We start from the raw sequence: 23,255 nt of genomic DNA on the forward strand, positions 1-23,255 counted from the left end.
GTCCGCCGGTGTTGCGTAGAGGGGCGGGCCCTCCGCTTCCTGGCGGCCGACACACACGGGAGTGAACCAGGGTGACGATCTTGCTGCGCGGATCTCGACGGACTTCGACGATTTGGCCGCGCAGGGTCGCGGTGCTGTCCGTGCACACCTCACCGCTGGAACAACCGGGCACCGGCGACGCCGGCGGGATGAACGTATACATCACGCATACAGCCGTGGAAATGGCGCGGCGCGGGATCTGCGTCGAGGTGTTCACCAGGGCGACCTCGTCGGACCAGCCGCCCGTCACGGAGCTCGCGCCCGGCGTGCTCGTGCGCCACATCCCCGCGGGCCCCTTCGAACCGCTGGGCCGCGACGAGCTGCCCGCCCAGCTGTGCTCGTTCACCTCGGGCGTACTGCGGGCGGAGGCGTTCCACGAGCCCGGCTACTACGACCTGATCCACTCGCACTACTGGCTCTCCGGCCAGGTCGGCTGGCTGGCGCGCGACCGCTGGGGGGTGCCGCTGGTGCACACCGCGCACACGCTCGCGAAGGTCAAGAACGCCGCGCTCGCCGAAGGTGACAAGCCCGAGCCGCGCACGCGGGTGTTCGGTGAGGAGCAGGTGGTCGCCGAGGCGGACTGCCTGATCGCCAACACTCCCGTCGAGGCCCGGCAGCTGGTCAGCCTCTACGACGCCGACCCGCACGCGGTGCACACCGTCGAACCGGGCGTCGACCTCGAACGCTTCACGCCCGGGTCGCAGCGCGCCGCCCGCGAGACGCTCGGCCTGCCGCAGGACGCGGTCGTGCTCGCCTTCGCCGGGCGCATCCAGCCGCTCAAGGCGCCCGACGTGCTGCTGCACGCGGCCGCGCGGCTGCTGGAGCAGAAGCCGGAGCTGCGGAAGCGGCTGGTCGTGCTGGTCGTCGGCGGCCCGTCGGGGACGGGGCTCGAGCAGCCGCAGGCGTTGCGCGAGTTGGCCGTCGCGCTCGGCATCCAGGAGCAGACGCGGTTCCTGCCGCCACAGCCCGGTGAGGTGCTCGCCGAGGTTTACCGCGCCGCCGACGTGGTGGCGGTGCCCAGCTACAACGAGTCGTTCGGGCTGGTCGCGCTGGAAGCGCAGGCGTGCGGGACGCCCGTGGTCGCGGCCGAGGTCGGCGGGCTGCCGGTGGCCGTGGCGCACGGCGTGTCCGGTTTGCTGGTGCCGTCGCACTCGGCGCAGGACTGGGCCGGCGCGCTGGCGAGTGTCGCCCTCCGGCCGGATCGGCGGGCCGAGCTCGCGGCCAATGCCGTGCACCATGCCCGGCGGTTCTCCTGGGAGCGCACCACCGGCGCGCTGCTGGACACTTACGCGGCGGCAGCGCACTCGTTCCGAAACGCCCTACGGCCGGAGGTTGCGGTTTGAGCATCGACCAGGTGATCCAGTCCACCCTGGACAAGGCGGAGCTGAAGTACGACAGGAAGGGCGAGGGCCGGTACTTCGTGACCCTGCCGGGCACGAAGAAGCTGCAGACGAACTGCTGGCTGATCATGCGGGAGCACGCCTTCGCGGTGGAGGCCTTCGTGTGCCGGCACCCGGACGAGGCGCACGAGGAGGTCTACCGGTTCCTGCTGCGCCGGAACGCCAAGCTGTACGGCGTGCACTACACGGTGGACGCACTGGGCGACATCTACCTCGTGGGCAAGCTGGGCCTGACCACCGTGACCGAGGAGGAGCTGGACAAGCTGCTGGGCCAGGTGCTCGAAGCCGCGGACGGGGACTTCAACACGATCCTGGAGATCGGCTTCGCGACCTCGATCAAGCGCGAGTGGGACTGGCGCGTCTCCCGCGGCGAGTCACTAGCGAACCTGGAAGCCTTCAAACACCTGGTGGAACCGGCCCGCCCGCACACCCCCGGCACCCTCACCGACTGACAACGCAACCCTCCGCCCGCGCCCGTGCACACTTGGCCCAGCCGTGATGGGGGTCCAGGGGGCGAAGCCCTCCTGGCGGGGGTCTGGGGGTTCGACCCCCAGAAGGGAGGAGTGATCGCCGACGCAGGGGAGTGCGAAGCGCGAACATGCTCGGCGGGAGGCGGGACGGCTCGAGGGAGGGGGAGTCGCGAACTCGAGCCGCCCCGCTGACGCTCCCGCCGCTGTGGACCCGGTGGCGAGGGGGAGTGCCAACGGGGCCGGCGGGGCCGCAGCTCGGCAGGGGGGAGACGAGCTGCGGTCGTACCCCGTCACCGCTGGGGAGTGCGTGGAATCCAGCGGTGCGGGACGTAAGTCAACTTGTCAGATATCCACCAGTAATCACAAGACTACTCGATACTCCATTCGAGTGAACTTCATAACGTGTGTTAACAGAACGCAGCAAGTGTCACTTCCCGCGCTGCTTCTGGGGGGCGTTTCCCCGCGCCGATCGATCCCGTTACCGATTGGTAACGCACTGTGTGTAGAGCACCCTGTGGGGCGGCCCCTGGTGCCGGTCCGGGTGACGTTCTGGCACGCTTGGCGCATGGCCGAACTTGGGACGTTGGTGCTGCTCCGGCACGGGCAGAGCACCTGGAACGCGGAGAACCTGTTCACCGGCTGGGTCGATGTGCCCCTGTCCGGGCAGGGCGAAGCCGAGGCGCGGCGCGGCGGCGAACTGCTCGCGGAGACCGGCCTGCTGCCCGACGTGGTGCACACCTCCCTGCTCCGCCGGGCGATCTCCACCGCGAACATCGCGCTCGACGTCGCCGACCGGCACTGGATCGACGTCCGCCGCAGCTGGCGGCTCAACGAGCGGCACTACGGCGCACTGCAGGGCAAGAACAAGAAGCAGGTGCGCGACGAGTTCGGCGAGGACCAGTTCATGCTCTGGCGCCGCTCGTACGACGTGCCGCCGCCCCCGATCGAGCGCGGCAGCGAGTTCAGCCAGGACGGCGACGCGCGCTACGCCGACCTCGGCGACACGGCACCGCTGACCGAATGCCTCAAGGACGTCGTCGCGCGGCTGCTGCCCTACTGGGAGTCGGCCATCGTGCCGGACCTGCGCGCGGGCCGGACAGTGCTGGTCGCCGCGCACGGCAACTCGCTGCGCGCGCTGGTGAAGCACCTCGACGGCATCTCCGACGACGCGATCGCCGGGCTGAACATCCCGACCGGGATCCCGCTGCGCTACGACCTCACCGAGGACCTGAAGCCGGTCACCGCCGGCGGCACCTACCTCGACCCGACCGCGGCGAAGGAAGCCGCCGCGGCGGTCGCCGCCCAAGGACGCTGACGGCCTGCGGCGGGGGTGAGCCCCCGCCGCACAGCCTCAGACCAGGCCCAGCTCCCGCGCCCTGGCGCCGGCCTGGAAGCGGGACGTCGCGCCCAGCGCCGCCATCAGCTCGGCCACCCGGCGCCGGTACGTCCGCAGCCCGAGGCCCAGCGTGCGTGCGGCGGTCTCGTCCTTGCACCCCGACGCCAGCACCTCGAGTATCCGCGGTGCCAGCACGCGGATCTCGGCGAACCGCATCTCGAACACCTCGAGCTCGGTCGCCGCGCGCCAGGCCGCGTTGAACAGCGAAGTCACGCTCTGCACGACCTCGGGCCGCGTCACGACGCTGTAGCTCCGCTCGCCGGCCGAAAGGTCACCGGCGAGGATCGCGAGCCGCCGGTCGAGGATGATCGTCTCGTTGATCTCGTCCGACGTGATCCGGATCTGCGCGCCGAACCGCTTGCGCTCCCGCAGGTGCTGGACCTGCCCGGGGTCGAGCAGCACCGCCGGCCGGTACAGCTTGCGGACCGTCCGGTCGGTCGCCTCGGACTCCGCCACCTGCCGGGACGCCGTCCAGGTGTGCATGTCGTTGGCGGCGCAGGCGACGTCACCGGCGGCCGCGAACAGATGCGCCGTGCGGGCGAACAGCTCGGCCTCGCCGCGTACCGTCACGACCTCTCCGGTGACCTCCATGACTCCAGTGTGGCAGCAAGTTGCCAAGGGCGGGCGTGCCGCGAAGCACCGACGCAAGCTGGGCGCATGACAACGGAAACGATCACCGCCGCCGCGGCGGGTACCTGGCAGCTGGGCGACCGCACCGTCAACCGGATGGGCTTCGGCGCCATGCGGCTCACCGGCACGCCCCCCGACCGCGACCGCTCCATCGCGGTGCTGCGCCGGGCGGTCGAGCTCGGTGTCAACCACATCGACACCGCCGCCTTCTACTTCTCGCCCCAGCTCTCGGCCAACGAGCTGATCAACGCCGCGCTCCGGCCGTACCCCGAAGACCTGGTGATCACCTCCAAGGTCGGCCCCGGCCGCGACCCGTCGGGCGAGTTCCTCACCGCGCGCCCGGAGCAGCTGCGCGGCCAGGTCGAGGAGAACCTGCGCCAGCTGGGCCGCGACCACCTCGACGTGGTCAACCTGCGCATAGGCCAGGGGCTCGAGCGCGGCACCGGCTCCCTCGCCGAGCGCTTCGGGGTGCTCGCCGAACTGCGCGAAGAGGGCTTGATCCGGCATCTGGGCATCTCGAACGTCGGACCGGAGCACCTGGCCGAGGCACAGGCGGTCGCGCCGGTCGTCTGCGTGCAGAACCAGTACGGCCTCGGCGTCCGGCGCGAGGACGACGAGCTGCTGCGGCTCTGCGGCGAGCAGGGCATCGCGTTCGTGCCGTTCTTCTCCGTCGCGCACGGGCACGAGGACGAGGCCGTGCTGGCACTCGCACGGGCACACGGCGTGACCGCCGCGCAGCTCCGGCTGGTCTGGACCTTGCACCAGGGGGCACATGTGCTCGCCATTCCGGGCACCGGAAATCCCGCACACCTCGAGGAGAACATCGCCGCCGGCGCGCTGCGACTGTCCGAAGAGGAGCTGCGCCAACTCGACCCGATCCGGTGACGGTGGCAGTCACGGCCGGGCGGCGGGTGCGTGAACAGGGCCTTAACCCGGGGCCAACAGTTCCCCTGGAGGTGTCAGAGGCGTCACGACTGGCCTGCCAAGGCTAGGTCAAACGGACATCTTCGTGCTTACGATTCAACCGTGAGCGTGAGTGCTGCACTCGCCCTGGCTGTCGGCTGCCTGGTCGTCGGCACGGTCACCGGCTCCCTGGTCGCGCGGGGCCGGCACCGGCGGGCGGACCGTCGCCCGGCCGGGCCGACAGTGGCGGAGCTGCTGTTGCGCCTGGTGCGCTCCTCCAACAACGGGGTCGTCGTCCTCAACCGCTTCGGCGACATGGTGTTGCACAACAACCGCGCCGAGACGCTCGGGCTGGTCCGGGACAACCGCGCGGACAACCGGGCCCGCCAGGCCAGCGAACAGGTCATCGAGACCGACGAGGGCGTCGAGGTCGACCTCTCGCCGCTGGAGGCCCGCGGCCGCCAGCCCGAGGCCGTGGTCGGGCACGTCCGGCCGCTCGGCGACGGGTTCACCGTGGTCGAGGCGGTCGACCACTCCGAGGCGGCACGGCTGGAGGCGGTCCGCCGCGACTTCGTCGCCAACGTCAGCCACGAGCTCAAGACCCCCGTCGGCGCGATCGCGTTGCTCACCGAGGCGGTGCTGGACGCCGCTGAGGACGTCGAGGAGGTGCGCCGGTTCGGCGGCAAGATCCTGCACGAGTCGACCCGGCTCGGCACCCTCGTCACCGAGCTCATCGCGCTGTCCCGGCTGCAGGGCGCCGAGCGGCTGCCGGACCTCAACGTCGTCGAGGTGGACGCCGTCGTCCGGGAGGCACTCGGCCGCACGAAGCTGTCCGCCGAGTCCGCGGACATCCAGGTGACCGCCGACGCGCCGAGCGGGCTGCTCATCGAGGGCGACCGGACGCTGCTGGTCACCGCGCTGTCCAACCTGCTCGAGAACGCCATCGCGTACTCGCCCGCGGGCAGCCCGGTGTCGGTCAGCAGGCGGCGCGCCGACGACATGGTCGAGATCGCGGTGACCGACCGCGGCATCGGCATCGGCGAGGAGGACCAGCAGCGGGTCTTCGAGCGCTTCTACCGGGCGGACAAGGCGCGCTCGCGCGCCACCGGCGGCACCGGGCTGGGCCTGGCGATCGTCAAGCACGTCGCCGCGAACCACGGTGGCGAGGTCAAGTTGTGGAGCCTGCAGGGCACCGGTTCGACGTTCACCCTGCGGCTGCCGGTCTACCAGGGCGCGAGCGGCAACGGTAGCGCCCACAGCACTGCCCCCGAAACCCCCGAGCGGATACCCCGGCTCGTGGTGACCAGTCCGGAACAGGGAGGAAAACAGTGACGAGGGTGCTCATCGTCGAGGACGAGGAGTCGTTCGCCGACCCGTTGGCCTTCCTCCTGCGCAAGGAGGGCTTCACCGCCGCCGTGGCAGGCAACGGCCAGCAGGCGCTGGAGGAGTTCGACCGCAACGGCGCCGACATAGTGCTGCTGGACCTGATGCTGCCCGGGATGAGCGGCACCGACGTGTGCAAGCAGCTGCGGCAGCGCTCGGCCGTTCCGGTGATCATGGTGACCGCGCGGGACAGCGAGATCGACAAGGTGGTCGGCCTGGAGCTGGGCGCCGACGACTACGTCACCAAGCCCTACTCGGCCCGCGAGCTGATCGCGCGGGTGCGCGCGGTGCTGCGCCGCGGCGGCGAGAACGGCGGGGAGGGCGAGCTCGCGCCGTTGGTGCTGGCGGCCGGACCCGTGCGGATGGACGTCGAGCGGCACGTGGTGACCGTGGACGGCGCCGAGGTCTCGCTGCCGCTCAAGGAGTTCGACCTGCTGGAGTACCTGCTGCGCAACGTCGGCCGGGTACTGACCCGCGGCCAGCTGATCGACAGGGTGTGGGGCGCGGACTACGTCGGCGACACCAAGACCCTGGATGTGCACGTCAAACGGCTGCGATCGAAGATCGAGCCCGACCCGGGCTCGCCGCGGCACCTGGTGACGGTGCGCGGTCTTGGTTACAAGTTCGAGACTTAAGCCGCCTTCCGGGTAGCGTAGGGCTTTGTGCGCCTAGGGGTACTCGACGTGGGGTCCAACACCGTGCATCTGCTGGTGGTGGACGCGCATCGTGGTGCCCATCCGACGCCGATGCATTCGGAGAAGATCGTGCTGCGACTCGCCGAACAGATCACCAAGCACGGCGAGTTGGCCAAATCCGGGGCGGATGCGCTGGTCGAGGCCGTACGCACGGCGAAGAAGTCCGCGGCCGAGCTGGGCTGCGCGGAGGTCATGGCCTTCGCGACCTCGGCGGTGCGCGAGGCGACGAACTCGCCGAAGGTGCTGCGCAAGGTCGTCGAGGAGACGGGCATCGAGCTGAGAGCGCTTTCCGGGCCGGACGAGGCGCGGATGACGTTCCTGGCCGTGCGCCGCTGGCTCGGCTGGTCGGCAGGGCAGCTGCTGGTGCTCGACATCGGTGGCGGCTCGCTCGAGGTCGCGATGGGCATCGACGAGGAGCCGCTGCTGGCCGAGTCGCTGCCGCTCGGCGCCGGGCGGATCACCCGGACCCGGTTCTCGCACGATCCGCCGAGCCGCTCGGAGCTGGTCGCGACGTCGGCGTGGCTCGAGGAGCAGCTGGCGCCGCTCGCGCACAAGGTCACCGAGCTGGGCAGACCCGACCGGGTGGTGGCCACGTCCAAGACGTTCCGCTCCCTGGCCAGGCTGGCCGGGGCGGCTCCCTCCGCCGCGGGACCACGGGTACGCCGTACCCTGTCCGACACCGCACTGCGGCAGCTCATCGCCTTCATCTCCCGGATGACGGCGGCCGACCTGGCCGAGCTCGAGGGAGTCAGCGCGAGCCGGTCGCACCAGCTGGTCGGCGGCGCGCTGGTCGCGCAGGCCGCGATGCGGGCGCTGTCGCTGCACGAGCTGGAGATCTGCCCCTGGGCGCTGCGAGAGGGGCTGATCCTGCGGCGACTGGACCGTTCGAACGGTGAGGACGAAACTGCACCGGGAGCGTGGCGCAGTTCGCCGCGCGAACGGACCGATGACAGCACCCCGGTAGACGGGAGCGACGCGGTGAGGGCACGGTGGAAAGGTGGAAGGGATGCGTGAGGTGGTGCGCGCGTGCCGTGTCCGTTGCCGCGCTCGGAGGCTACGCGATGACGCACGTGCGGTTGGGGTGAAACGCTGATGAGTCGAGAAAGCGGTCAGGACCGTTCCCAGAAGACGGTCGCCGAGCTGCTCGCGCTGCACGGCGGCAACGTCGAGGGCAGGCGGCGGCACCGTCGTGCCGCCGACGAGGAGGACGAGCAGCAGCCGAACCCGGGCCAGAACGGCTCGGCGAACGGCACCGACGCGCCGCGGCGTGCTCGCGGCGTCACCGACACCGGCCCGCAGGCCATCATCGACCGGGTCCGCGGGGACAACCCGCCGCCGCCCAACGGCCGCCGCAACGGCGGCCGGCGGGCACTGCCCGAGGACGAGGCGCCCGCGGCGCCGCCGGTCCCGCCCGCCGCGCCGCGGCAGGACCCGCCGCCGTTGCCGCCTCGCGCGAACGGCGCACCGCCGCAGCACCCGTCGGGCACCTTCGGCCGCCCCAACGGCGCGGTCCCGCCGCCCGCCCCGCCTGCGTCGGGCGCGTTCCCCAAGCCGAACCTCAACCCGCCGCCCGCGCAGCCGGAGTCCGGTGCGTTCCCGCGGCCCCCGCAGGAGTCCGGCACCTTCCAGCGCCCCGGTGGCGCCCCCGACTCGGGCGGGTTCCCGCGGCCGAACGCGCCGTCGCCGGAGTCGGGCGGATTCCCGCGTCCCAGCGGTCCGGGTGGGCTGCCCGGCCGCAGACCGCCGCAGGATTCGGCGCCGATGCGCCGCCCGCCGCAGGACTCCGGCGGGCTGCCGCTGCCCGACCAGGGGCCGAAGGACGGGCCACGGCCACCGGCCCGTGGTCCCGAGGAGACGCGTCAGGTGCCGCCGCTGCGCCGTGCCCAGCCCGGTGGGCTGGCCGCGCGCCTGGACGGGCTCGATGTCCCCGCCCCCGAGGACACCCCGGACCCCGGCCCGCCGCCGGGCGGCATGCCCAGCGGCGCCTTCCCGGCCCCGCCGCGCCGTCCGCGCCGCCCACCGGCGCGGCGCCCGGCCGAGCAGGAGCCGCACACCGAGCAGTTCCGGGCGGTCAACGGCAAGCGGCCCCCGGAGGCGGCCGTCCCGCCCGAGGCGCCGCCGGCCGGCCTGTCGCGCTGGCGCCGCCAGCGTGAGCAGGTCAGCTCCGAGGACACCGAGATCGGCGTGATGCCGCCGGTGCGTGGCGAGCAGGACGCCCCCGCGCACCCATCGGGTTTCGCGCGCGGGCCGCAGGCGCCGGACGAGCACCTCGAGGCGACCGGCTTCCACGACCCCTTCGCCGACGACGACGAAGAGGTCGACGAGTTCGGCGACTTCGGCGAGGCCGAGCCCGAGCGGCTCGGCGCCGGGTACGACTACGAGCCCGAAGCCGCGCAGGCCGAGGACTACGAGGACGAAGAGGAGCCCGAGGGCGAGGCCAGCCCGGCCAGGCAGTGGCTGTCCATGGCCGCCCAGCTCGCGCTGGGCGTCGTCGGCGGCGCCGCGGTGTGGCTCGGCTTCAACTGGCTGTGGGGTCAGCTCCCGGCGGCCGCGCTCGTGGTGGCGCTCGTCGTCATCGTCGGCCTGGTCTGGATCGTGCGGAAGATCCGCCGCGCGGACGACATCCAGACGATGGTGCTGGCGGTGCTGGTCGGCCTCGTGGTCACCGTCTCGCCCGCGGCCCTGCTGCTGCTCTCGCGTTGATCCCGGTCGGTCTGTCGACCGCTTCGGTGTGGCCGTTGCGGGCCGGCACGGGCTTCGAGCTGGCCGCGGACCTCGGCTACGACGGGGTCGAGGTCATGGTGTGGGTCGACCCGGTGAGCCAGAGCGTGCCGGAGCTGCGCCGCTGGTCGCGCCGCACCGGCATGCCGGTGCTGTCGGTGCACTCGCCGTCGCTGCTGATCACCCAGCGGGTGTGGTCGCCCGACCCGGTCGTCCGGCTGCGCCGCAGTGTCGAGGCCGCGCTCGACCTGGAGGCCCGCACGGTCGTCGTGCACCCGCCGTTCCGGTGGCAGCGGCGCTACGGCGACGGGTTCGCCGACCTCCTCGCCGAGCTGGAGGACGAGAGCGGCGTCGAGATCGCGGTCGAGAACATGTTCAAGGTCCGGCCGCCGGGCGGTAAGCGGGACGCGCGGATGTCGGCGTTCCGGCCGTCCATCGACCCGACCGACGTCGGCTACCGGCACTACACGCTGGACCTGTCGCATTCCGCCGCCGCTCAAATGGACGCACTCGAGCTGGCCGGGCGGATGGGGTCCGGGCTCACCCACGTGCACCTCGCGGATGGCACCGGGGTGCCGAAGGACGAGCACCTCGTGCCCGGCCGGGGTGGCCAGCCGTGCGCGGAACTGCTCGAAAAGCTCACCACGAGCGGCTTCGGCGGACAGATCGTGCTCGAAGTGAACACCCGGCGAGCACCAAGCTCCGCCCACCGGATGAAGGACCTGGCGGAGGCGTTGTTGTTCGCCCGGTTCCACCTCGGGCACTGAACCGTCAACAAGATCAACTTCACTCTCACCGTGCGGCGAGGAGCATGGGCTTCCGATATGTGAACACGTAAAGTTTCCGACGTGAACCCGCTGCGCTCGTTGATCCTCGCTGCCGCCGGAAGCGACGCGATCCGTCGTGTCGTGACTGCCTCTCCCGGGACCAGGGGTGTCGTCGAGAGGTTCATCGCGGGAGAGACCGTGGCCGACGCCGTGACCACGGTGGGCCGCCTGGTCGACGACGGCCTGTACGTGAGCCTGGACCACCTCGGCGAGAACACCACCGGCGCGCGGCAGGCGGAGCGGGCGGTGCAGGCGTACCTGGAACTGCTCGACCGGCTGCACACCGAAGGGCTGTCCACGCGCACCGAGGTGAGTCTCAAGCTGTCCGCGGTGGGGCTGCGGCTCGACGAGAAGCTGGCGCTGGACAACGCCTGGCGGATCTGCGCCGCCGCGGAACAGAACGCCACGACCGTGACCCTCGACATGGAGGAGCACGACACCGTCGAGGCGACCCTGCGGGTGCTGGCGGAACTGCGGCACACCTGGCCCTGGGTCGGCGCCGTGCTGCAGTCGTACCTGAAACGAACCCAGGGCGACGCGGCCGCGCTCGCCGCACCCGACTCCCGGGTCAGGTTGTGCAAGGGCGCCTACGCCGCGACGTCCGATGTCGCCCACCGGAGTGGCCATCACGTCGATCTGAGCTACGTCCGGGCGGCGAACACCCTGCTGGCCGGGGATGGTTACCCCATGTTCGCGACGCACGACCCTCGGTTGATCACGCTGCTGCACGAGCGGGTGCGGTGGTACGGCCGCAAGCAGGGCAGCTACGAGTACCAGATGCTCTACGGCGTCCGGCCGGACGAGCAACGACGACTCGCCGCCGAGGGCGAGACCGTGCGCGTCTACGTGCCCTTCGGCGCGAACTCCTACGGCTACCTGATGCGGCGGCTGGCCGAACGGCCGGCCAACCTGGCCTTCTTCCTGCGCGCACTGGTCAGCCGTTCGTGAGCACGGTGGAAGCCCAGGACCCCGCGGCCTTCGAGGTGGCATGCGCGGTGCGGTCACTGGGAGACGGCACGCTGACCGCGGACCTTCGCCAAGAGTGGTCGATCGGTCACCATCCGCACGGTGGGTTCCTGTTGTCGCTCATCGCGAAGGCCGCCGTCGCCGTGCTGGCCGAGCACGGCGACCCGGCCGCGGAACCGCTGGTCGTCAGCGCGGAGTTCCTCCGCCCGCCGGCGATCGGGCCGGTGCTGCTGCGCACGGACCTGCGCAAGGTCGGCCGCCGCGCGACGGTCGTCGCCGTGCGGCTGGAGCAGCGCGGCCGCAGCTGCGTCGAGGCAACGGTGACCGCGGGCCGGCTGCCGATCCGGCGGCCGGAGTGGACCGATCTGAACCCGATGCCCGCCGAGCCGCCGCCGCGGGCGATCCCGCTCGGCGGGGACACCGCGGAGGGGGCGTTCAACCTCGCCAAGGGCTGTGACGTCCGGCTGGACCCGGCCACCGCCGGATACCTGACCGGCCGCACGGGCGATCCGCCGCGGCTCCGGTTGTGGGTCCGGCCGCGACACGGCCTGCCGGACCCGTACTTCGTGCTGCTGGCCGGGGACATCAACCCGCCGGTGGTGTTCAACCTGGGCCGGTTCGGCTGGGCGCCGACGGTGCAGCTGACCGCGATGCTGCGGGCCCGCCCGGCGACGGGCTGGCTGCGGGTGCAGGTCGAGTGCCGCTCGATGCACGAGTCGTGGTTCGACTCGGACGCGACGGTGATCGACTCGGCAGGCCGGCTGGTCTGCCAGGCCCGGCAGCTGGCGCTGGCGCCCGCGCCCTAATCTCAGGGGTATGACCACGATTGCTGTGCTGGGTGCGGGAAAGATCGGTGAGGCGCTGCTGGGGGGCCTGCTGCAAGGCGGCCGTGGCGCGGAGGAACTGCTGTTCACCGAACGGCACCCGGAGCGCGCGGCCGAGCTGACCGCGCGGTACGGCGTCGCGGGGGTCGAGGTCGACGAGGCCGCCAAGCGGGCCGACGTGCTGGTCGTCGCGGTGAAGCCGCAGGACATCGAGCCGGTGCTCGCGGAGCTGGCCCCCGTGGTCGGCCCGTCCTCGCTGGTCGTGTCCCTGTGCGCGGGGCTGCCGACGGCGCTGTACGAGCGCCGGCTGCCCGAGGGCGTGCCCGTCGTCCGGGTGATGCCGAACACCCCGATGGTCGTCGGCGAGGCGATGAGTGCCATCTCACCCGGCACGCACGCCACCCCGGAGCACGTCGCGCTGGTCAAGGACCTGCTGTCGGCGGTGGGCCAGGTGATCGAGGTCCCCGAGTCGCAGCAGGACGCCGTCACCGCGCTGTCGGGCTCCGGGCCTGCCTACTTCTTCTACCTGGTCGAGGCCATGATCGACGCCGGGATACTGCTCGGCCTGCCGCGCGCGGTCGCGGAGAAGCTGATCGTCCAGTCGGCGGTGGGCGCCGCGAAGATGCTCGCCGAGAGCACCGAGCACCCGGTGATCCTGCGCGAGGCGGTGACCTCGCCCGCCGGCACGACCATCAACGCGATCCGCGAACTGGAGAAGCACGGCGTCCGCGCGGCCCTGCTCGACGCGATCGAGGCCGCCCGCGACCGGTCCGCCGAACTCGGCCGGTGACTCTCCGTCGAACACCGATCCACAGCGCGCTGCGCCAACCGAAGCAATAACAGGCTATTTGTCCGTCCGGAAGTCGACAATGTGCTGGTCGGCGCGCCCGGTTGGACCAATTCTGGCGTCAGACGTCGCACTGGTCCCACCAGTCCCGCTACTCTCAGGGATGAAGCACGTGCGTGTCGAACCGCCGGTGGGGAAGCCGAGCGGCACGACGCGTGTCGAAGGGCACGGTGACGTATGCCGTCGAACAAGAAGGACGTGCCCGCTGTCGGGCAGGTCCAGTTCCTGACGGTCGCCGAGGTGGCCTCGCTGATGCGGGTCTCCAAGATGACCGTCTACCGCCTCGTGCACTCGGGCGAGCTGCCGGCCGTACGGGTCGGCAAGTCGTTCCGGGTGCCGGAGAAGGCTGTGCACGAATATCTGGAAGGCGCCTATTTCGACGTCGGCTAAGAAGGGGGGCCCGCGCCCCCGCACGGACCCGCGGGTAGTCTGGGAGACCGCTCGCGCCTGATGCGCTCCATTCCGCTGGACGCTGCGCGAGGCAGCGTCGACCAGACGAAACGTGAAGGAGCACCCGTGGGCTCAGTGATCAAGAAGCGCCGCAAGCGCATGTCGAAGAAGAAGCACCGCAAGCTGCTTCGCCGCACGCGGATGCAGCGTCGGAAGCAGGGCAAGTAACGCCCAGGCGAACGGCATCTTTCCGCGACCCGTCCGGTTACCCGGGCGGGTCGCACCCATTTGGGTGACCGCGTTGACCTGCGTTAATAGCGTGTAATTGGTCCTGACTTCGCCGCGGCGGCGGGGGTAGCATCGCCTGCGCCGCCGGAAACCAACCCTGTCGCAGGGGGTTCAATGCCGTCCAACGTCGTGCTCGTCACCGGGGTCGGGGGTGAGCTCGGAGGCAGGCTCCTCGCCCGCCTCGGCACCAACCCGGAGTTCGACCGCGTCCTTGGCGTGGACACCACGCCCCCGGGCAAGCACGTGCTGCGCAGGCTCGGCCGGGCCGAGTTCGTCCGCGCCGACATCCGCAACCCGCTGATCGCCAAGGTCATCGCGGACGCCCACGTCGACACCGTGGTGCACGCCGCCACCACCTGTCATCCCGCGGCTCCCGCCCGCCGGGGCGCGCTCAAGGAAGTCAACGTCATCGGCACGATGCGCCTGCTCGCCGCGTGCCAGCGGTCGGCATCGGTGCGCAAGCTCGTCGTCAAGTCCACGGCCGCCGTCTACGGTGCCGGCGCGCGCTCGCCCGCGGTGTTCACCGAGGACTCCGAGCTGATCCCCGCCTCCGCCGACGGCTACGCGAAGGACGCCGTCGAGATGGAGGGCTACGTGCGGGGCCTGGCACGCCGCCGGCCCGACCTCACCATCACCCTGGCGCGGTTCGCCAACGTCATCGGGCCCGACGTGGACACCGTCCTGGCCCGCTACTTCGCGCTGCCGGTGGTGCCCACGGTGCTCGGCTACGACGCCCGGCTGCAGCTGCTGCACTCCTCGGACGCGCTCGCCGTGCTGGAGCTGGCGACGCTGGAGGACAGGCCCGGCGTGTTCAACGTGGGCGCGGACGGGGTACTCACGTTGTCTCAGGCGATCCGGCGGGCGGGCCGCCTCGAGCTTCCGGTTCCGCGCGCGGTGATTCCGTCGGTCGCCAAGATGCTGCGGGGCGCACGCGTGGTCGACTTCTCGCACGACCAGGTGCGCCTGTTGAACTACGGCCGGGTCGTGGACACCTCGCGGCTGAAGGAGGCCTTCGGCTTCCGGCCGCGGTGGACCACGGCTGCGGCGTTCGACGATTACGTGCGCGGCCGCGGACTACGCCCGTCGTCGACGGCGAGCAGCTCGCCGCGATGGCGGACAAGGTCGTGACCGCCGCGGCGACCGGCCAGACCAGATGAACCCGGAACCAGGAGCGTCACGAGTGACCACCACCGTAGAAGCCCAGGTCATCCCCCTCCGCCGAACGCGGGAGAAGCCCACCGCGCCGCCCCGGCCCGTCGAGGCAGCGGTGGCGCGGCCGCCCGTGCCGCCGCAGCCCGATCCGGTGACCAATGCGCTGACCTTCCTGCGTAACCGGCTCACCGGCGAGTACGAGGTGGACGAGTTCGGCTTCGACCGCGAGCTGACGGAGACACTGCTGCTGCCGCCGCTGCGCCTGCTGTACGAGAAGTGGTTCCGCGTCACCACGCACGGCATCGACAACGTGCCCAAGGACGGCGGCGCGCTGATCGTGTGCAACCACTCGGGCACCCTGCCGCTGGACGCCGTGATGACGGCGGTGGCGGTGCACGACGAGCATCCCGCGCGCCGGCACCTGCGGATGCTGGGCGCGGACCTGGTGTTCCGCACGCCGCTGCTGAGCGCGCTCGCCCGCAAGTCGGGCCAGACGCTCGCGTGCCACCCCGACGCCGAGCGGCTGCTCTCCTCGGGCGAGCTGGTCGGCGTGTGGCCGGAGGGCTTCAAGGGCATCGGGAAGCCGTTCTCGTCGCGGTACAAGCTGCAGCGCTTCGGCCGGGGCGGCTTCGTGTCGGCGGCGCTGCGGACCGGGGTGCCGATCGTGCCGTGCTCCATCGTGGGCGCGGAGGAGATCTACCCGAAGATCGCGAACCTGAAGCCGCTGGCGCGGTTGCTCGGGCTGCCGTACTTCCCGGTGACCCCGTTGTTCCCGCTGCTGGGGCCGCTGGGCGCGGTCCCGCTGCCGACGAAGTGGACCATCGAGTTCGGCGAGCCCATCCGCACGGACGCCCTCGACCCGGACGAGGCCGACGACCCGATGCTGGTGTTCAGCCTGACCGACCAGGTGCGCGAGTCGATCCAGCAGACGCTGTACCGCCACCTGGCGCAGCGGGAAAGCGTTTTCAAGGGCTAGCTAGCGCCGCCGGTAGGCCCTGATGACAGGGGCGGGCGGAGCTATTTCAGCAGCTCGATCACCGCTGCGAAGGCGGCCATACTGCGCTCGACGACGGTGACGTAGGTGATTCCAAGCCGCTCGCGGTGCTCGAGCAACTGTTCCGCTATCTCTTTCGGAGTGCCGATGAGCACAGAGGGCACCCGCAGCATTTCGTCGGCGGACAAGGAACGTAGCGGCTCCAGCCGACGTGCTTCTTCCACCCTGTCCTCGGTAATCAGAACTCGCCAGACCAGGATGTTCAGTTCGACTTTCGCAAGGCGTTCGCCCAAGAGTCCGCGGGCGAACAACACTCGCTCCGTGACAGCGTCGAGGTTGTCGAGGTAGGAGCTACTGCCGTCGCGGCTGGTGGTGAACCCGGTAAATCCCACGATGTCAGCCTTTTGCGCAGCCATCGTCAGAATTCTGTTGCCGTGCCCCGCGAGCCATAGCGGTGGTCCAGATGGTTGCACGGGACGCGGCTTGTAGCCGGGGTCGGAGAACAGCTCACGCAATCTCGTTGTCATTCGATCGAGATGATCCACTCGCTCCTTTGCTCGCAAGAACGGCAGGCCAGCTTCATCGAACTCCGATTTTACGTAGCCCGCACCGAGCCCGAGTTCGAGGCGGCCGCCAGTCAGCTGATCCGCCGTCGCGACGTCTCTGGCCAGCAGAGTTGGATTGTAGAAGCCAGCGTTCAGCACTGCGGTAGCAAGGCGAGGATGGGTGGTCGCTTCGGCGGCTGCTACCAGCGCCGAGAACGGGGCCGGATTGCCCAGGTGGTCGGCTACGGAGAGGACGTCGTAGCCGAGGTCCTCAGCCTTCGTGCACTTGCCCACCCAATCCTGCCGTGAATCCGAAATCGCCAGACCGACTCCGAATCTGAACGGACGGGCCGAAGGATCCGTCAACAGGCTCATGGCAGTAAACTCTGGTGCTGCCGGACGGGGCACGGGGAGGGACCGACTTCACCTAGCTAGCGCCGCCGGTAGGCCACCCCCGCCGCGACCGCGCCGGCCAGGGCTCCCGCGCCGAGCACCGAGGGCACGCCGATCTTCGCCGCCTTGCGGCCGGTGCGGAAGTCGCGGATCTCCCAGCCGCGGGCGCGCGAGATCTCCCGCAGGCCCGCGTCCGGGTTCACCGCGACCGCGGTGCCCACCACCGACAGCATCGGCACGTCGTTCGACGAGTCCGAGTACGCCGTGCAGCGCCGCAGGTTGAGCCCTTCCCGCGCGGCGAGTGCGCGCACCGCGTGCGCCTTCGCGCGGCCGTGCAGCAGATCGCCGACCAGCCGCCCGGTGTACACGCCGTCGACGTGCTCGGCGACGGTACCCAGCGCGCCCGTCAGCCCCAGCCGCCGCGAGATGATCGCCGCCAGCTCGACCGGCGTCGCCGTCACGAGCCACACCCGCTGCCCGGCGTCGAGGTGCAATTGCGCGAGCGCGCGCGTGCCCGACCAGATCTTGTCGGCCATCAGCTCGTCGTAGATCTCCTCGCCGACCTCGGTCATCTCCTGCACGGTCTTACCGGCCACAAAGGACAGTGCCTGCTCGCGGCTGGACTTGACGGTGTCGGAGGTCTCCCGGCCGCCGATCCGGAACTTCACCTGGCGCCAGGCGAACCCGGCCAGGTCGGAGGTGGTGAAGTACTTGCGCGCGGCGAGCCCGCGGGCGAAGTGGAAGATCGACGCGCCCATCATCATGGTGTTGTCGACGTCGAAGAACGCGGCCGCGGTCAGGTCGGGGGTGACGGGCGGCGGCGGCAGCTCGACGCCGTCGAGCTGCGCGGTCTCCATCGCGACCGCGGCATCGGCCGACGCTTCGCCGGCCAGCGTGGCGAGTCGTTCGAGTTCCGGGCCCTTGCCCCTGCCGCGCCACACGCAGACCGCCTCCTGACTCGGGTGTCTGAGCCAAGGGTAGCGAGCGCGCTCAGCCGATCCCTACCCCGGGAAGGCCCGGGAGCAGGGGCGGAATCGAGATCAGCGGCGGCTGCGGAACGGTGGGCGTGGGCAGGCGCGGGCTGGTCGGAGCCAGCACCGGCGGGCTGAACACGGGCGGCGCCTGGCCGCCGGTCGACGGCGGCAGCGGGCTGGTCGGCGAAGGGGTCGACGGTGCGATAGGGGTCACCGAACTGGTCATTTGCTGTGCCGGCGCCGGTTCGCTGCGGGGCGGGGCGGGCAGCGGCAGCAGCGGCTGCTGCCCCCGGACCGCGTCCGTCGGCGGTTCGCAGGAGCCGGACTGCGGGACCGCGCCGAGGTCGTCGGTCTCGCCGGTGGTGATCTGCTGGCAGTTGAGCCGGGCCAGCAGCGTCTGCGCCCGGGCCTCGATCCGGGACAGGAGTTCCGCCGAAGAGGTGAACTGGGTCAGTGCCGCCTGGGGGATCGCGGACCGGGTCGCCAGCAGTTTCGCGCGCTGGTCGAGCGACCACGACCGCAGCTGGTCCAGCGGCTGGCCGCTGCCCTGTGTCGCGGCCCCGGTCAGCTCCGCGGTGCCCGCCCGCGCCTCCCGCTGGAAGTCGGCCAGCGTCGACTCGTAGGCGCGCGGGTTAGCCGTGCCGAGCTCCTTCAGCTCGTCCAGCCGGTTCGCCGCGAACTCCAGGTGCTTCTGGGCCTTGGCGGAGTCGCCGAACGCGAGCCCCAGCTCGGCGGACTCGCCGGCGCGCTTGATCCCGTAGAGGGCGTCGCCGGGCAGCGCGTCCTTGGACAGCAGCATCCCGACCCCGCCGAGCGCGATCGCCAGTGCGACCGCGGCCGCCAGCACCTCGGCGACGATCCGCCGCCGCCGGCCCGGCCTGCGCCGTTCCTGCTCGGTGAGCCGCTCGAGAATGCCGGTGTGGATGCGTTCGCGGGTGGCGGCGTCCGGTTTCGCGGCGTCGCCGAGTTGCCGCAGCCCGGAGATGACTTCCAGGTCGCGCCCTGTCCACCCGGGTACGTCCACGTCCAGTGAACGAACGATGACCAGGTCCGTTACGGTCCTCAGCGCCAGGTTGGCGGGAGCAACTGGGCCAGCTTGCGCACGGCGCGGTGCTGCAGTGCCTTGATCGCGCCCTCGTTGCGCTTCATGATCTGCGCGGTCTCGGTCAGCGAGAGGCCCTGGATGAACCGGAGCACGATGCATTCGCGCTGGTCATCGCCCAGATCGGCGATGCACTTGAGCAGTGCCTCCCGGGTGGCGCCGGTCATCGCCTGCTGCTCGGGGCCGGTGCCTTCGCCCGTGCTCTGCCCGGCGAACGGGGCGGAGCCGGACTCGGAGACCTCATCGGTCACGATCTCGAGCTTGTAACGGCTCGACTTCACGTGGTCGAACACGATGTTGCGGGCGATGGTGATGAACCACGCGCCGACGTCGCGGCCCTGGTAGCTCACCGACGTGATCCGGCGCAGCGCACGCAGGAAGGTCTCGCTCGTGATGTCCTCGGCCAGCTCCCGGTCGCCGAGCCGGAAGAACACGTACCGGTACACGACGTCCACGTAGCGGTCGTAGAGCGTGCCGAAGGCGATGCTGTCGCCCTTCTGCGCGGCGTGCACGAGGTCCCAGGACTCGGGCTGCTCGTCCGGCGGGTCCATCGGGCGCGCGAGCGTGCCCACGTGCAGCCCCGGGGGGCGTGCAGCAAGCCAGTTCGTCACGTCTGCTCCTCTGTCCCGGCCTCGAGTGACCATCACCACTCCGGCGCTAGAGCAGCATACGTGTTGTTACCCGGAAGTAGGTAGTGGTCCCGGTTGCGGAAGTGCGACGATCCGCGAGCTTTCCCAGGATGGGGGAGGAGAGGGGACACTGGGGTCATGGGCAACATCGCCGATCTGCTCGCCGGGGCCGCCGCGCGGTGGCCGGATGCCGGGGCGCTCACCGACACCACCGCGGGGACGGCCGTCACCTGGGCACAGCTCAATTCTGCGGTCGACGGCCAGGTACGCAAGCTGGCGGAGCACGGAGTGCGCCCGGGTGATCGGATCGTGCTCAGGTTGCCGACCTCCGCCGACTTCGCCATCGCGCTCTTCGCGACCGCTCGCGCCGGCGCCGTCGCGGTGCCGATCTCCCCCTTGGCGCCCGAGCCCGAGCTCGCGACCGTCGTCGAGCACAGCGGCGCCCGGTTCGTCTTCAGCCGCAGCCCCGGCGACGCGCGGCCGGAGGTGCCGGTGCTCACGCCGTCGGCCGAGCCGGGGGAGCCAGTGGACGCGATCGGCGGCGACGAGGACATCGCCGTCGTGTCCTACACCTCGGGCACGACCGGCCCGTCCCGTGGCGTGATGCTGTCCCACCGGGCGCTGCTGGCGAACCTCGAGCAGGTCGGCGCCGTGCCGGGCACGCTGGGGCACCTCGACCGGGTGTTCATCGCAATCCCGCTGTTCCACGTCTACGGCCTCGGCCCCGGCCTGCTGCACGCGACGTCGGTCGGCGCGACGGTGGTGCTGGCCGAGCGCTTCGACGTGGTCAAGGCGCTGGAGGTGTGCGCGGCGCAGCGGGTCACGGTGATCGGCGGGGTGCCCGCGATGTACGCCGAGTTCGCCCGGATGCCCGCCCACGAGCTGGGCGAGGGGCTGGCCACGGTCCGGCTGCTCAGCTCGGGCGCCGCGCCGCTGCATCCCAAGGTGCTCGCGACGATCCGGGAGAAGACCGGGCTCGCGATCTTCGAGGGCTACGGGCTGACCGAGACAGCGCCGGTGGTGACCTCGACGCTGGTCACCGGCTACGCGAAGCCGGGCTCGGTCGGCCGGCCGGTGCCCGGGGTCGAGCTCCGGCTGGTCGAGTCGGACGGGCTGGCCGAGCCGGTGCCGCTGGACCCCGACGACCTCGACGACGCGTTCGTGGAGGACGACGCGGGCGCCGGGCTGGTGTCGGTGCGCGGGGCGAACCTGTTCTCCGGCTACTGGCCCGAGGGCGCCCACGGCCCGGACGAAGAGGGCTGGTTCCGCACCGGCGACGTCGGCTACCTCGACGTCGACGGCGACCTGCACCTGGTCGACCGCGCGAACGACCTGATCATCGTCAACGGCTTCAACGTCTTCCCGCATGAGGTCGAGGAGGTCATCGTCGCGCTGCCGGAGGTCGCGGAGGTCGCGGTGGTCGGCGTGATCGACGAGCGCAGCGGCGAGTCGGTCAAGGCGGTCGTCGTCCCCGCGCCCGGGGCGTCGCTGTCGGAACAGCAGGTCGTGGACCACTGCGCGGAGAAGCTGGCCGGGTACAAGGTGCCCCGCACGGTCGAGTTCGCCGAGGCCCTGCCGCATTCCGCGACCGGGAAGCTGCGGCGGACACGTTTGCGGTCGTAGGATCGAGGACCGCACGAAGCGGGCGCGACGGAGGAATGTCCCGCGGAGGAGGACCGGACGGGTGCGGAACACCGCGAAAGCACAGGTGACGGTGATGAGTCGCGAGGGTTGTCACGCCTGTGAGCAGGCCGAACAGGACGTCGAGCGGATCTGCGGCGAGCTGGGTGTCGGGTGGACGACGGCCGATGTCGACTCGGACCCCGAATGGCGCGCCGAGTACGGCGACCGGGTGCCGGTGATCCTCGTCGACGGGGTCGAGCACGGGTACTGGAAGGTCGAGGAGGACCGGCTCCGTAAGGCACTCGTAACCAGCACCTGACGGTGTTTTCGCGGTACTCGGGCGAAGAATGAACCCGTGAGCACCGACCTGCTGAGCCCAGCCCCCGCCGACGCGCCGCCGAGGCTCAGCGCGGCCGTCGCCGGTCTGATCGGCGTGCTGTCACTCGCCGCCGCGCTGGCCGCCGGGCACCTGGTCGCCGCCTTCGTCGGGGCGGGCGCTTCGCCGTACCTCGCGGTCGGCAACGCCGCGATCGACCTCACGCCGACCTGGCTCAAGGACTTCGCGGTCAGCAGCTTCGGCACGAACGACAAGCCGGTGCTGCTGGGCGGCATGGCCGTGGTGATGGTGCTGCTGGCGATCCTCGCCGGGCTGATCTCGCGGAGCCGTCCGCTGCCGGGCCAGATCGTCATCGTGGTGTTCGGCGCGGTCGGCATCGCCGCGGTCTACGGCCGTTCGGACCTGGGGCAGCTCGCGCTGGCCGCACCGGCCGCGAGCCTGCTGGCCGGGGTTTTCGCGTTCCGCCTGCTGCACCGCGCCGCGCTGTCGCAGGGCGTCTCCGCGAGCCGCCGGCAGTTCCTCGTCGTCGCGGTGGCGGCCGGGGTCGCGGGCGTGGTGGGGCAGTGGGTGGGTTCGCGCAAGGACGCGACCGGGTCCCGTGCCGCAGTCGGGCCGCTCACGCCCGCCCGGCCCGCGCCGCCGGTCCCCGCCGACGCCGACTTCGCGAAGCTGGGCACCCCGACGTTCATCACCCCGAACAGCGACTTCTACCGCATCGACACCGCGTTGGTGGTGCCGCAGGTGCCGGCCGAGGACTGGAGCCTGCGCATCCACGGCATGGTCGACCGCGAGCTGACGTTCAGCTACGACGACATCCGCAACCGGCCGCTGGTCGAACGCATCGTGACCCTGTGCTGCGTGTCGAACCCGGTTGGCGGCCCGTACATCTCCACCGCCCGGTTCCTGGGTGTCGACCTCGCCGAGCTGCTCGGCGAGGCAGGCGTCCAGCAGGGCGCCGAGCAGCTGTACTCGACCAGCACGGACGGCTTCACGGCGGGCACGCCGGTGTCGACGATCATGGAGCCGGGGCGTGGGGCGATGCTCGCCATCGGCATGAACGGCGAGCCGCTGCCGATCGAGCACGGCTTTCCCGCACGACTGCTCGTGCCGGGCCTCTACGGCTACGTGTCGGCGACGAAATGGGTCACCGAGCTGGAACTGACGACGTGGGACGCGAAGCAGTCCTACTGGCTGGAACGCGGCTGGTCCGAGCAGGGCCCGATCAAGACGGAGTCCCGCATCGACGCGCCCACCGGCAGCGTGGCCGCGGGCAAGGTCCGGGTGGCGGGTATCGCGTGGGCGCAGCACACCGGGATCGACAAGGTCGAGGTGCAGGTGGACGGCGGGCCGTGGCAGCGGGCCGTGCTCTCGACGGAGGTCACCACCGACGCCTGGCGCATGTGGTGGGCCGAGGTCGACGCCACCCCGGGCCACCACACCGCGACCGTCCGCGCGACCGACCGCACCGGCTACACCCAGACCGACCAGATCGCCGACGTCGTGCCCGACGGCGCGACCGGCTGGCACACGATCACGTTCAGTACGCGGTAAAAATCGCAGTGTGTCTCTGGTCATGCCCTCCGACCAGCGACTTTGTGCCTGCGTTCACAAGTGGCTACCGTATTGCCAGACCCTCCGCGCGGGCCGGGTATCAAACCGGACTTCGTCCGCCGGGTCAAGGGGAAGTTTTCGGAGCGGTAGCGAAGCGTGTTGACGGTGTCTGACGA

General features: G+C 71.2%; 23 protein-coding genes and 1 pseudogene. 19 read left to right on the plus strand and 5 right to left on the minus strand.

Features of this window, described 5'->3' with window-relative positions; genetic code table 11:
* Positions 1-83: 83 nt before the first annotated feature.
* The 3 genes from mshA (at position 84) to LWP59_RS02010 (ending at position 3,224) form a co-directional block, all read left to right on the plus strand.
* Complete coding sequence (gene mshA, locus LWP59_RS02000; RefSeq protein WP_186383664.1) at positions 84-1,382, plus strand: D-inositol-3-phosphate glycosyltransferase; 1,299 nt, start codon at positions 84-86, stop codon at positions 1,380-1,382.
* Entirely contained in the window at positions 1,379-1,891 is a 513-nt protein-coding gene (locus LWP59_RS02005) for a type III secretion system chaperone family protein (RefSeq protein ID WP_144646363.1), read from the plus strand. Before mshA ends, LWP59_RS02005 begins: the two co-directional genes overlap by 4 nt.
* Positions 1,892-2,474: 583 nt before the next feature.
* Entirely contained in the window at positions 2,475-3,224 is a 750-nt protein-coding gene (locus LWP59_RS02010; protein ID WP_144646151.1) for a phosphoglyceromutase, read from the plus strand.
* Between the two features lie 36 nt (positions 3,225-3,260).
* On the opposite strand, the gene LWP59_RS02015 is transcribed toward LWP59_RS02010, so the two are convergent.
* Positions 3,261-3,896 carry a helix-turn-helix domain-containing protein gene (locus tag LWP59_RS02015; protein ID WP_144646153.1) on the minus strand — a complete coding sequence of 212 codons (636 nt, stop codon included), beginning with the start codon at positions 3,894-3,896 and terminating at the stop codon, positions 3,261-3,263.
* A 66-nt stretch (positions 3,897-3,962) separates the two neighbouring features.
* Between LWP59_RS02015 and LWP59_RS02020 the strand changes: the two genes are divergently transcribed.
* From LWP59_RS02020 to LWP59_RS02080, 13 genes and pseudogenes are all read left to right on the plus strand, one after another.
* Positions 3,963-4,820 carry an oxidoreductase gene (locus LWP59_RS02020; RefSeq protein ID WP_144646155.1) on the plus strand — a complete coding sequence of 286 codons (858 nt, stop codon included), beginning with the start codon at positions 3,963-3,965 and terminating at the stop codon, positions 4,818-4,820.
* 141 nt (positions 4,821-4,961) lie between these two features.
* A complete protein-coding gene (locus tag LWP59_RS02025; protein ID WP_144646157.1) occupies positions 4,962-6,170 on the plus strand; it encodes a sensor histidine kinase in 1,209 nt (402 codons plus the stop codon).
* Positions 6,167-6,856 (plus strand): response regulator transcription factor, encoded by a 690-nt coding sequence (locus LWP59_RS02030; protein WP_144646159.1) that lies wholly within the window; start codon positions 6,167-6,169, stop codon positions 6,854-6,856. Before LWP59_RS02025 ends, LWP59_RS02030 begins: the two co-directional genes overlap by 4 nt.
* 27 nt (positions 6,857-6,883) lie before the next feature.
* Complete coding sequence (locus tag LWP59_RS02035; protein ID WP_144646161.1) at positions 6,884-7,930, plus strand: Ppx/GppA phosphatase family protein; 1,047 nt, start codon at positions 6,884-6,886, stop codon at positions 7,928-7,930.
* Between the two features lie 78 nt (positions 7,931-8,008).
* Complete coding sequence (locus LWP59_RS02040) at positions 8,009-9,619, plus strand: hypothetical protein (RefSeq protein ID WP_191334844.1); 1,611 nt, start codon at positions 8,009-8,011, stop codon at positions 9,617-9,619.
* Positions 9,616-10,404, plus strand: a complete 789-nt coding sequence (locus LWP59_RS02045; protein WP_267903836.1) for a sugar phosphate isomerase/epimerase family protein — start codon at positions 9,616-9,618, stop codon at positions 10,402-10,404. Before LWP59_RS02040 ends, LWP59_RS02045 begins: the two co-directional genes overlap by 4 nt.
* Positions 10,405-10,485: 81 nt before the next feature.
* The gene (locus LWP59_RS02050) at positions 10,486-11,412 is read left to right on the plus strand and encodes a proline dehydrogenase family protein (protein WP_144643479.1); all 927 of its coding nucleotides are present in this window, start codon (positions 10,486-10,488) and stop codon (positions 11,410-11,412) included.
* Entirely contained in the window at positions 11,409-12,236 is an 828-nt protein-coding gene (locus tag LWP59_RS02055) for a thioesterase family protein (RefSeq protein ID WP_186383500.1), read from the plus strand. The genes LWP59_RS02050 and LWP59_RS02055 overlap by 4 nt, the downstream gene beginning before the upstream one ends.
* A 10-nt stretch (positions 12,237-12,246) precedes the next feature.
* Positions 12,247-13,044 carry a pyrroline-5-carboxylate reductase gene (gene proC / locus LWP59_RS02060; RefSeq protein ID WP_144643478.1) on the plus strand — a complete coding sequence of 266 codons (798 nt, stop codon included), beginning with the start codon at positions 12,247-12,249 and terminating at the stop codon, positions 13,042-13,044.
* Between the two features lie 234 nt (positions 13,045-13,278).
* On the plus strand, positions 13,279-13,491 hold the full coding sequence (locus tag LWP59_RS02065) for a helix-turn-helix domain-containing protein (RefSeq protein WP_144643477.1): 213 nt from the start codon (positions 13,279-13,281) through the stop codon (positions 13,489-13,491).
* A 126-nt stretch (positions 13,492-13,617) separates the two neighbouring features.
* Complete coding sequence (locus LWP59_RS02070) at positions 13,618-13,719, plus strand: 30S ribosomal protein bS22 (RefSeq protein ID WP_017986394.1); 102 nt, start codon at positions 13,618-13,620, stop codon at positions 13,717-13,719.
* A gap of 174 nt (positions 13,720-13,893) precedes the next feature.
* A pseudogene (locus LWP59_RS02075) lies at positions 13,894-14,936 on the plus strand (NAD-dependent epimerase/dehydratase family protein).
* Positions 14,933-15,907 (plus strand): lysophospholipid acyltransferase family protein, encoded by a 975-nt coding sequence (locus LWP59_RS02080; RefSeq protein ID WP_144643476.1) that lies wholly within the window; start codon positions 14,933-14,935, stop codon positions 15,905-15,907. The pseudogene LWP59_RS02075 and the gene LWP59_RS02080 overlap by 4 nt, the downstream one beginning before the upstream one ends.
* Before the next feature lie 41 nt (positions 15,908-15,948).
* On the opposite strand, the gene LWP59_RS02085 is transcribed toward LWP59_RS02080, so the two are convergent.
* From LWP59_RS02085 to LWP59_RS02100, 4 genes are read right to left on the minus strand one after another with little or no spacing between them, the layout of a single operon-like run.
* Entirely contained in the window at positions 15,949-16,845 is an 897-nt protein-coding gene (locus LWP59_RS02085) for a TIGR03621 family F420-dependent LLM class oxidoreductase (protein ID WP_144643475.1), read from the minus strand.
* A gap of 56 nt (positions 16,846-16,901) precedes the next feature.
* Positions 16,902-17,804, minus strand: coding sequence for an HAD family hydrolase (locus LWP59_RS02090; protein ID WP_144643474.1), 903 nt, complete (start codon positions 17,802-17,804; stop codon positions 16,902-16,904).
* A 49-nt stretch (positions 17,805-17,853) separates the two neighbouring features.
* Positions 17,854-18,861 carry a DUF5667 domain-containing protein gene (locus LWP59_RS02095; RefSeq protein ID WP_144643473.1) on the minus strand — a complete coding sequence of 336 codons (1,008 nt, stop codon included), beginning with the start codon at positions 18,859-18,861 and terminating at the stop codon, positions 17,854-17,856.
* A 38-nt stretch (positions 18,862-18,899) separates the two neighbouring features.
* The gene (locus LWP59_RS02100) at positions 18,900-19,490 is read right to left on the minus strand and encodes a sigma-70 family RNA polymerase sigma factor (RefSeq protein ID WP_229857979.1); all 591 of its coding nucleotides are present in this window, start codon (positions 19,488-19,490) and stop codon (positions 18,900-18,902) included.
* Positions 19,491-19,706: 216 nt separating this feature from the next.
* On the opposite strand from LWP59_RS02100, the gene LWP59_RS02105 reads away from it, so the two are divergent.
* The 3 genes from LWP59_RS02105 (at position 19,707) to LWP59_RS02115 (ending at position 23,079) form a co-directional block, all read left to right on the plus strand.
* Positions 19,707-21,191, plus strand: a complete 1,485-nt coding sequence (locus LWP59_RS02105; protein ID WP_144643471.1) for an AMP-binding protein — start codon at positions 19,707-19,709, stop codon at positions 21,189-21,191.
* A gap of 94 nt (positions 21,192-21,285) precedes the next feature.
* Positions 21,286-21,510 carry a glutaredoxin family protein gene (locus LWP59_RS02110; protein WP_144643470.1) on the plus strand — a complete coding sequence of 75 codons (225 nt, stop codon included), beginning with the start codon at positions 21,286-21,288 and terminating at the stop codon, positions 21,508-21,510.
* A gap of 36 nt (positions 21,511-21,546) precedes the next feature.
* Positions 21,547-23,079, plus strand: a complete 1,533-nt coding sequence (locus LWP59_RS02115) for a molybdopterin-dependent oxidoreductase (protein ID WP_229857964.1) — start codon at positions 21,547-21,549, stop codon at positions 23,077-23,079.
* Positions 23,080-23,255: the final 176 nt, after the last annotated feature.

The sequence above is a fragment of the Amycolatopsis acidiphila genome (assembly GCF_021391495.1).
In the GTDB taxonomy this organism is placed as follows: domain Bacteria; phylum Actinomycetota; class Actinomycetes; order Mycobacteriales; family Pseudonocardiaceae; genus Amycolatopsis_E; species Amycolatopsis_E acidiphila.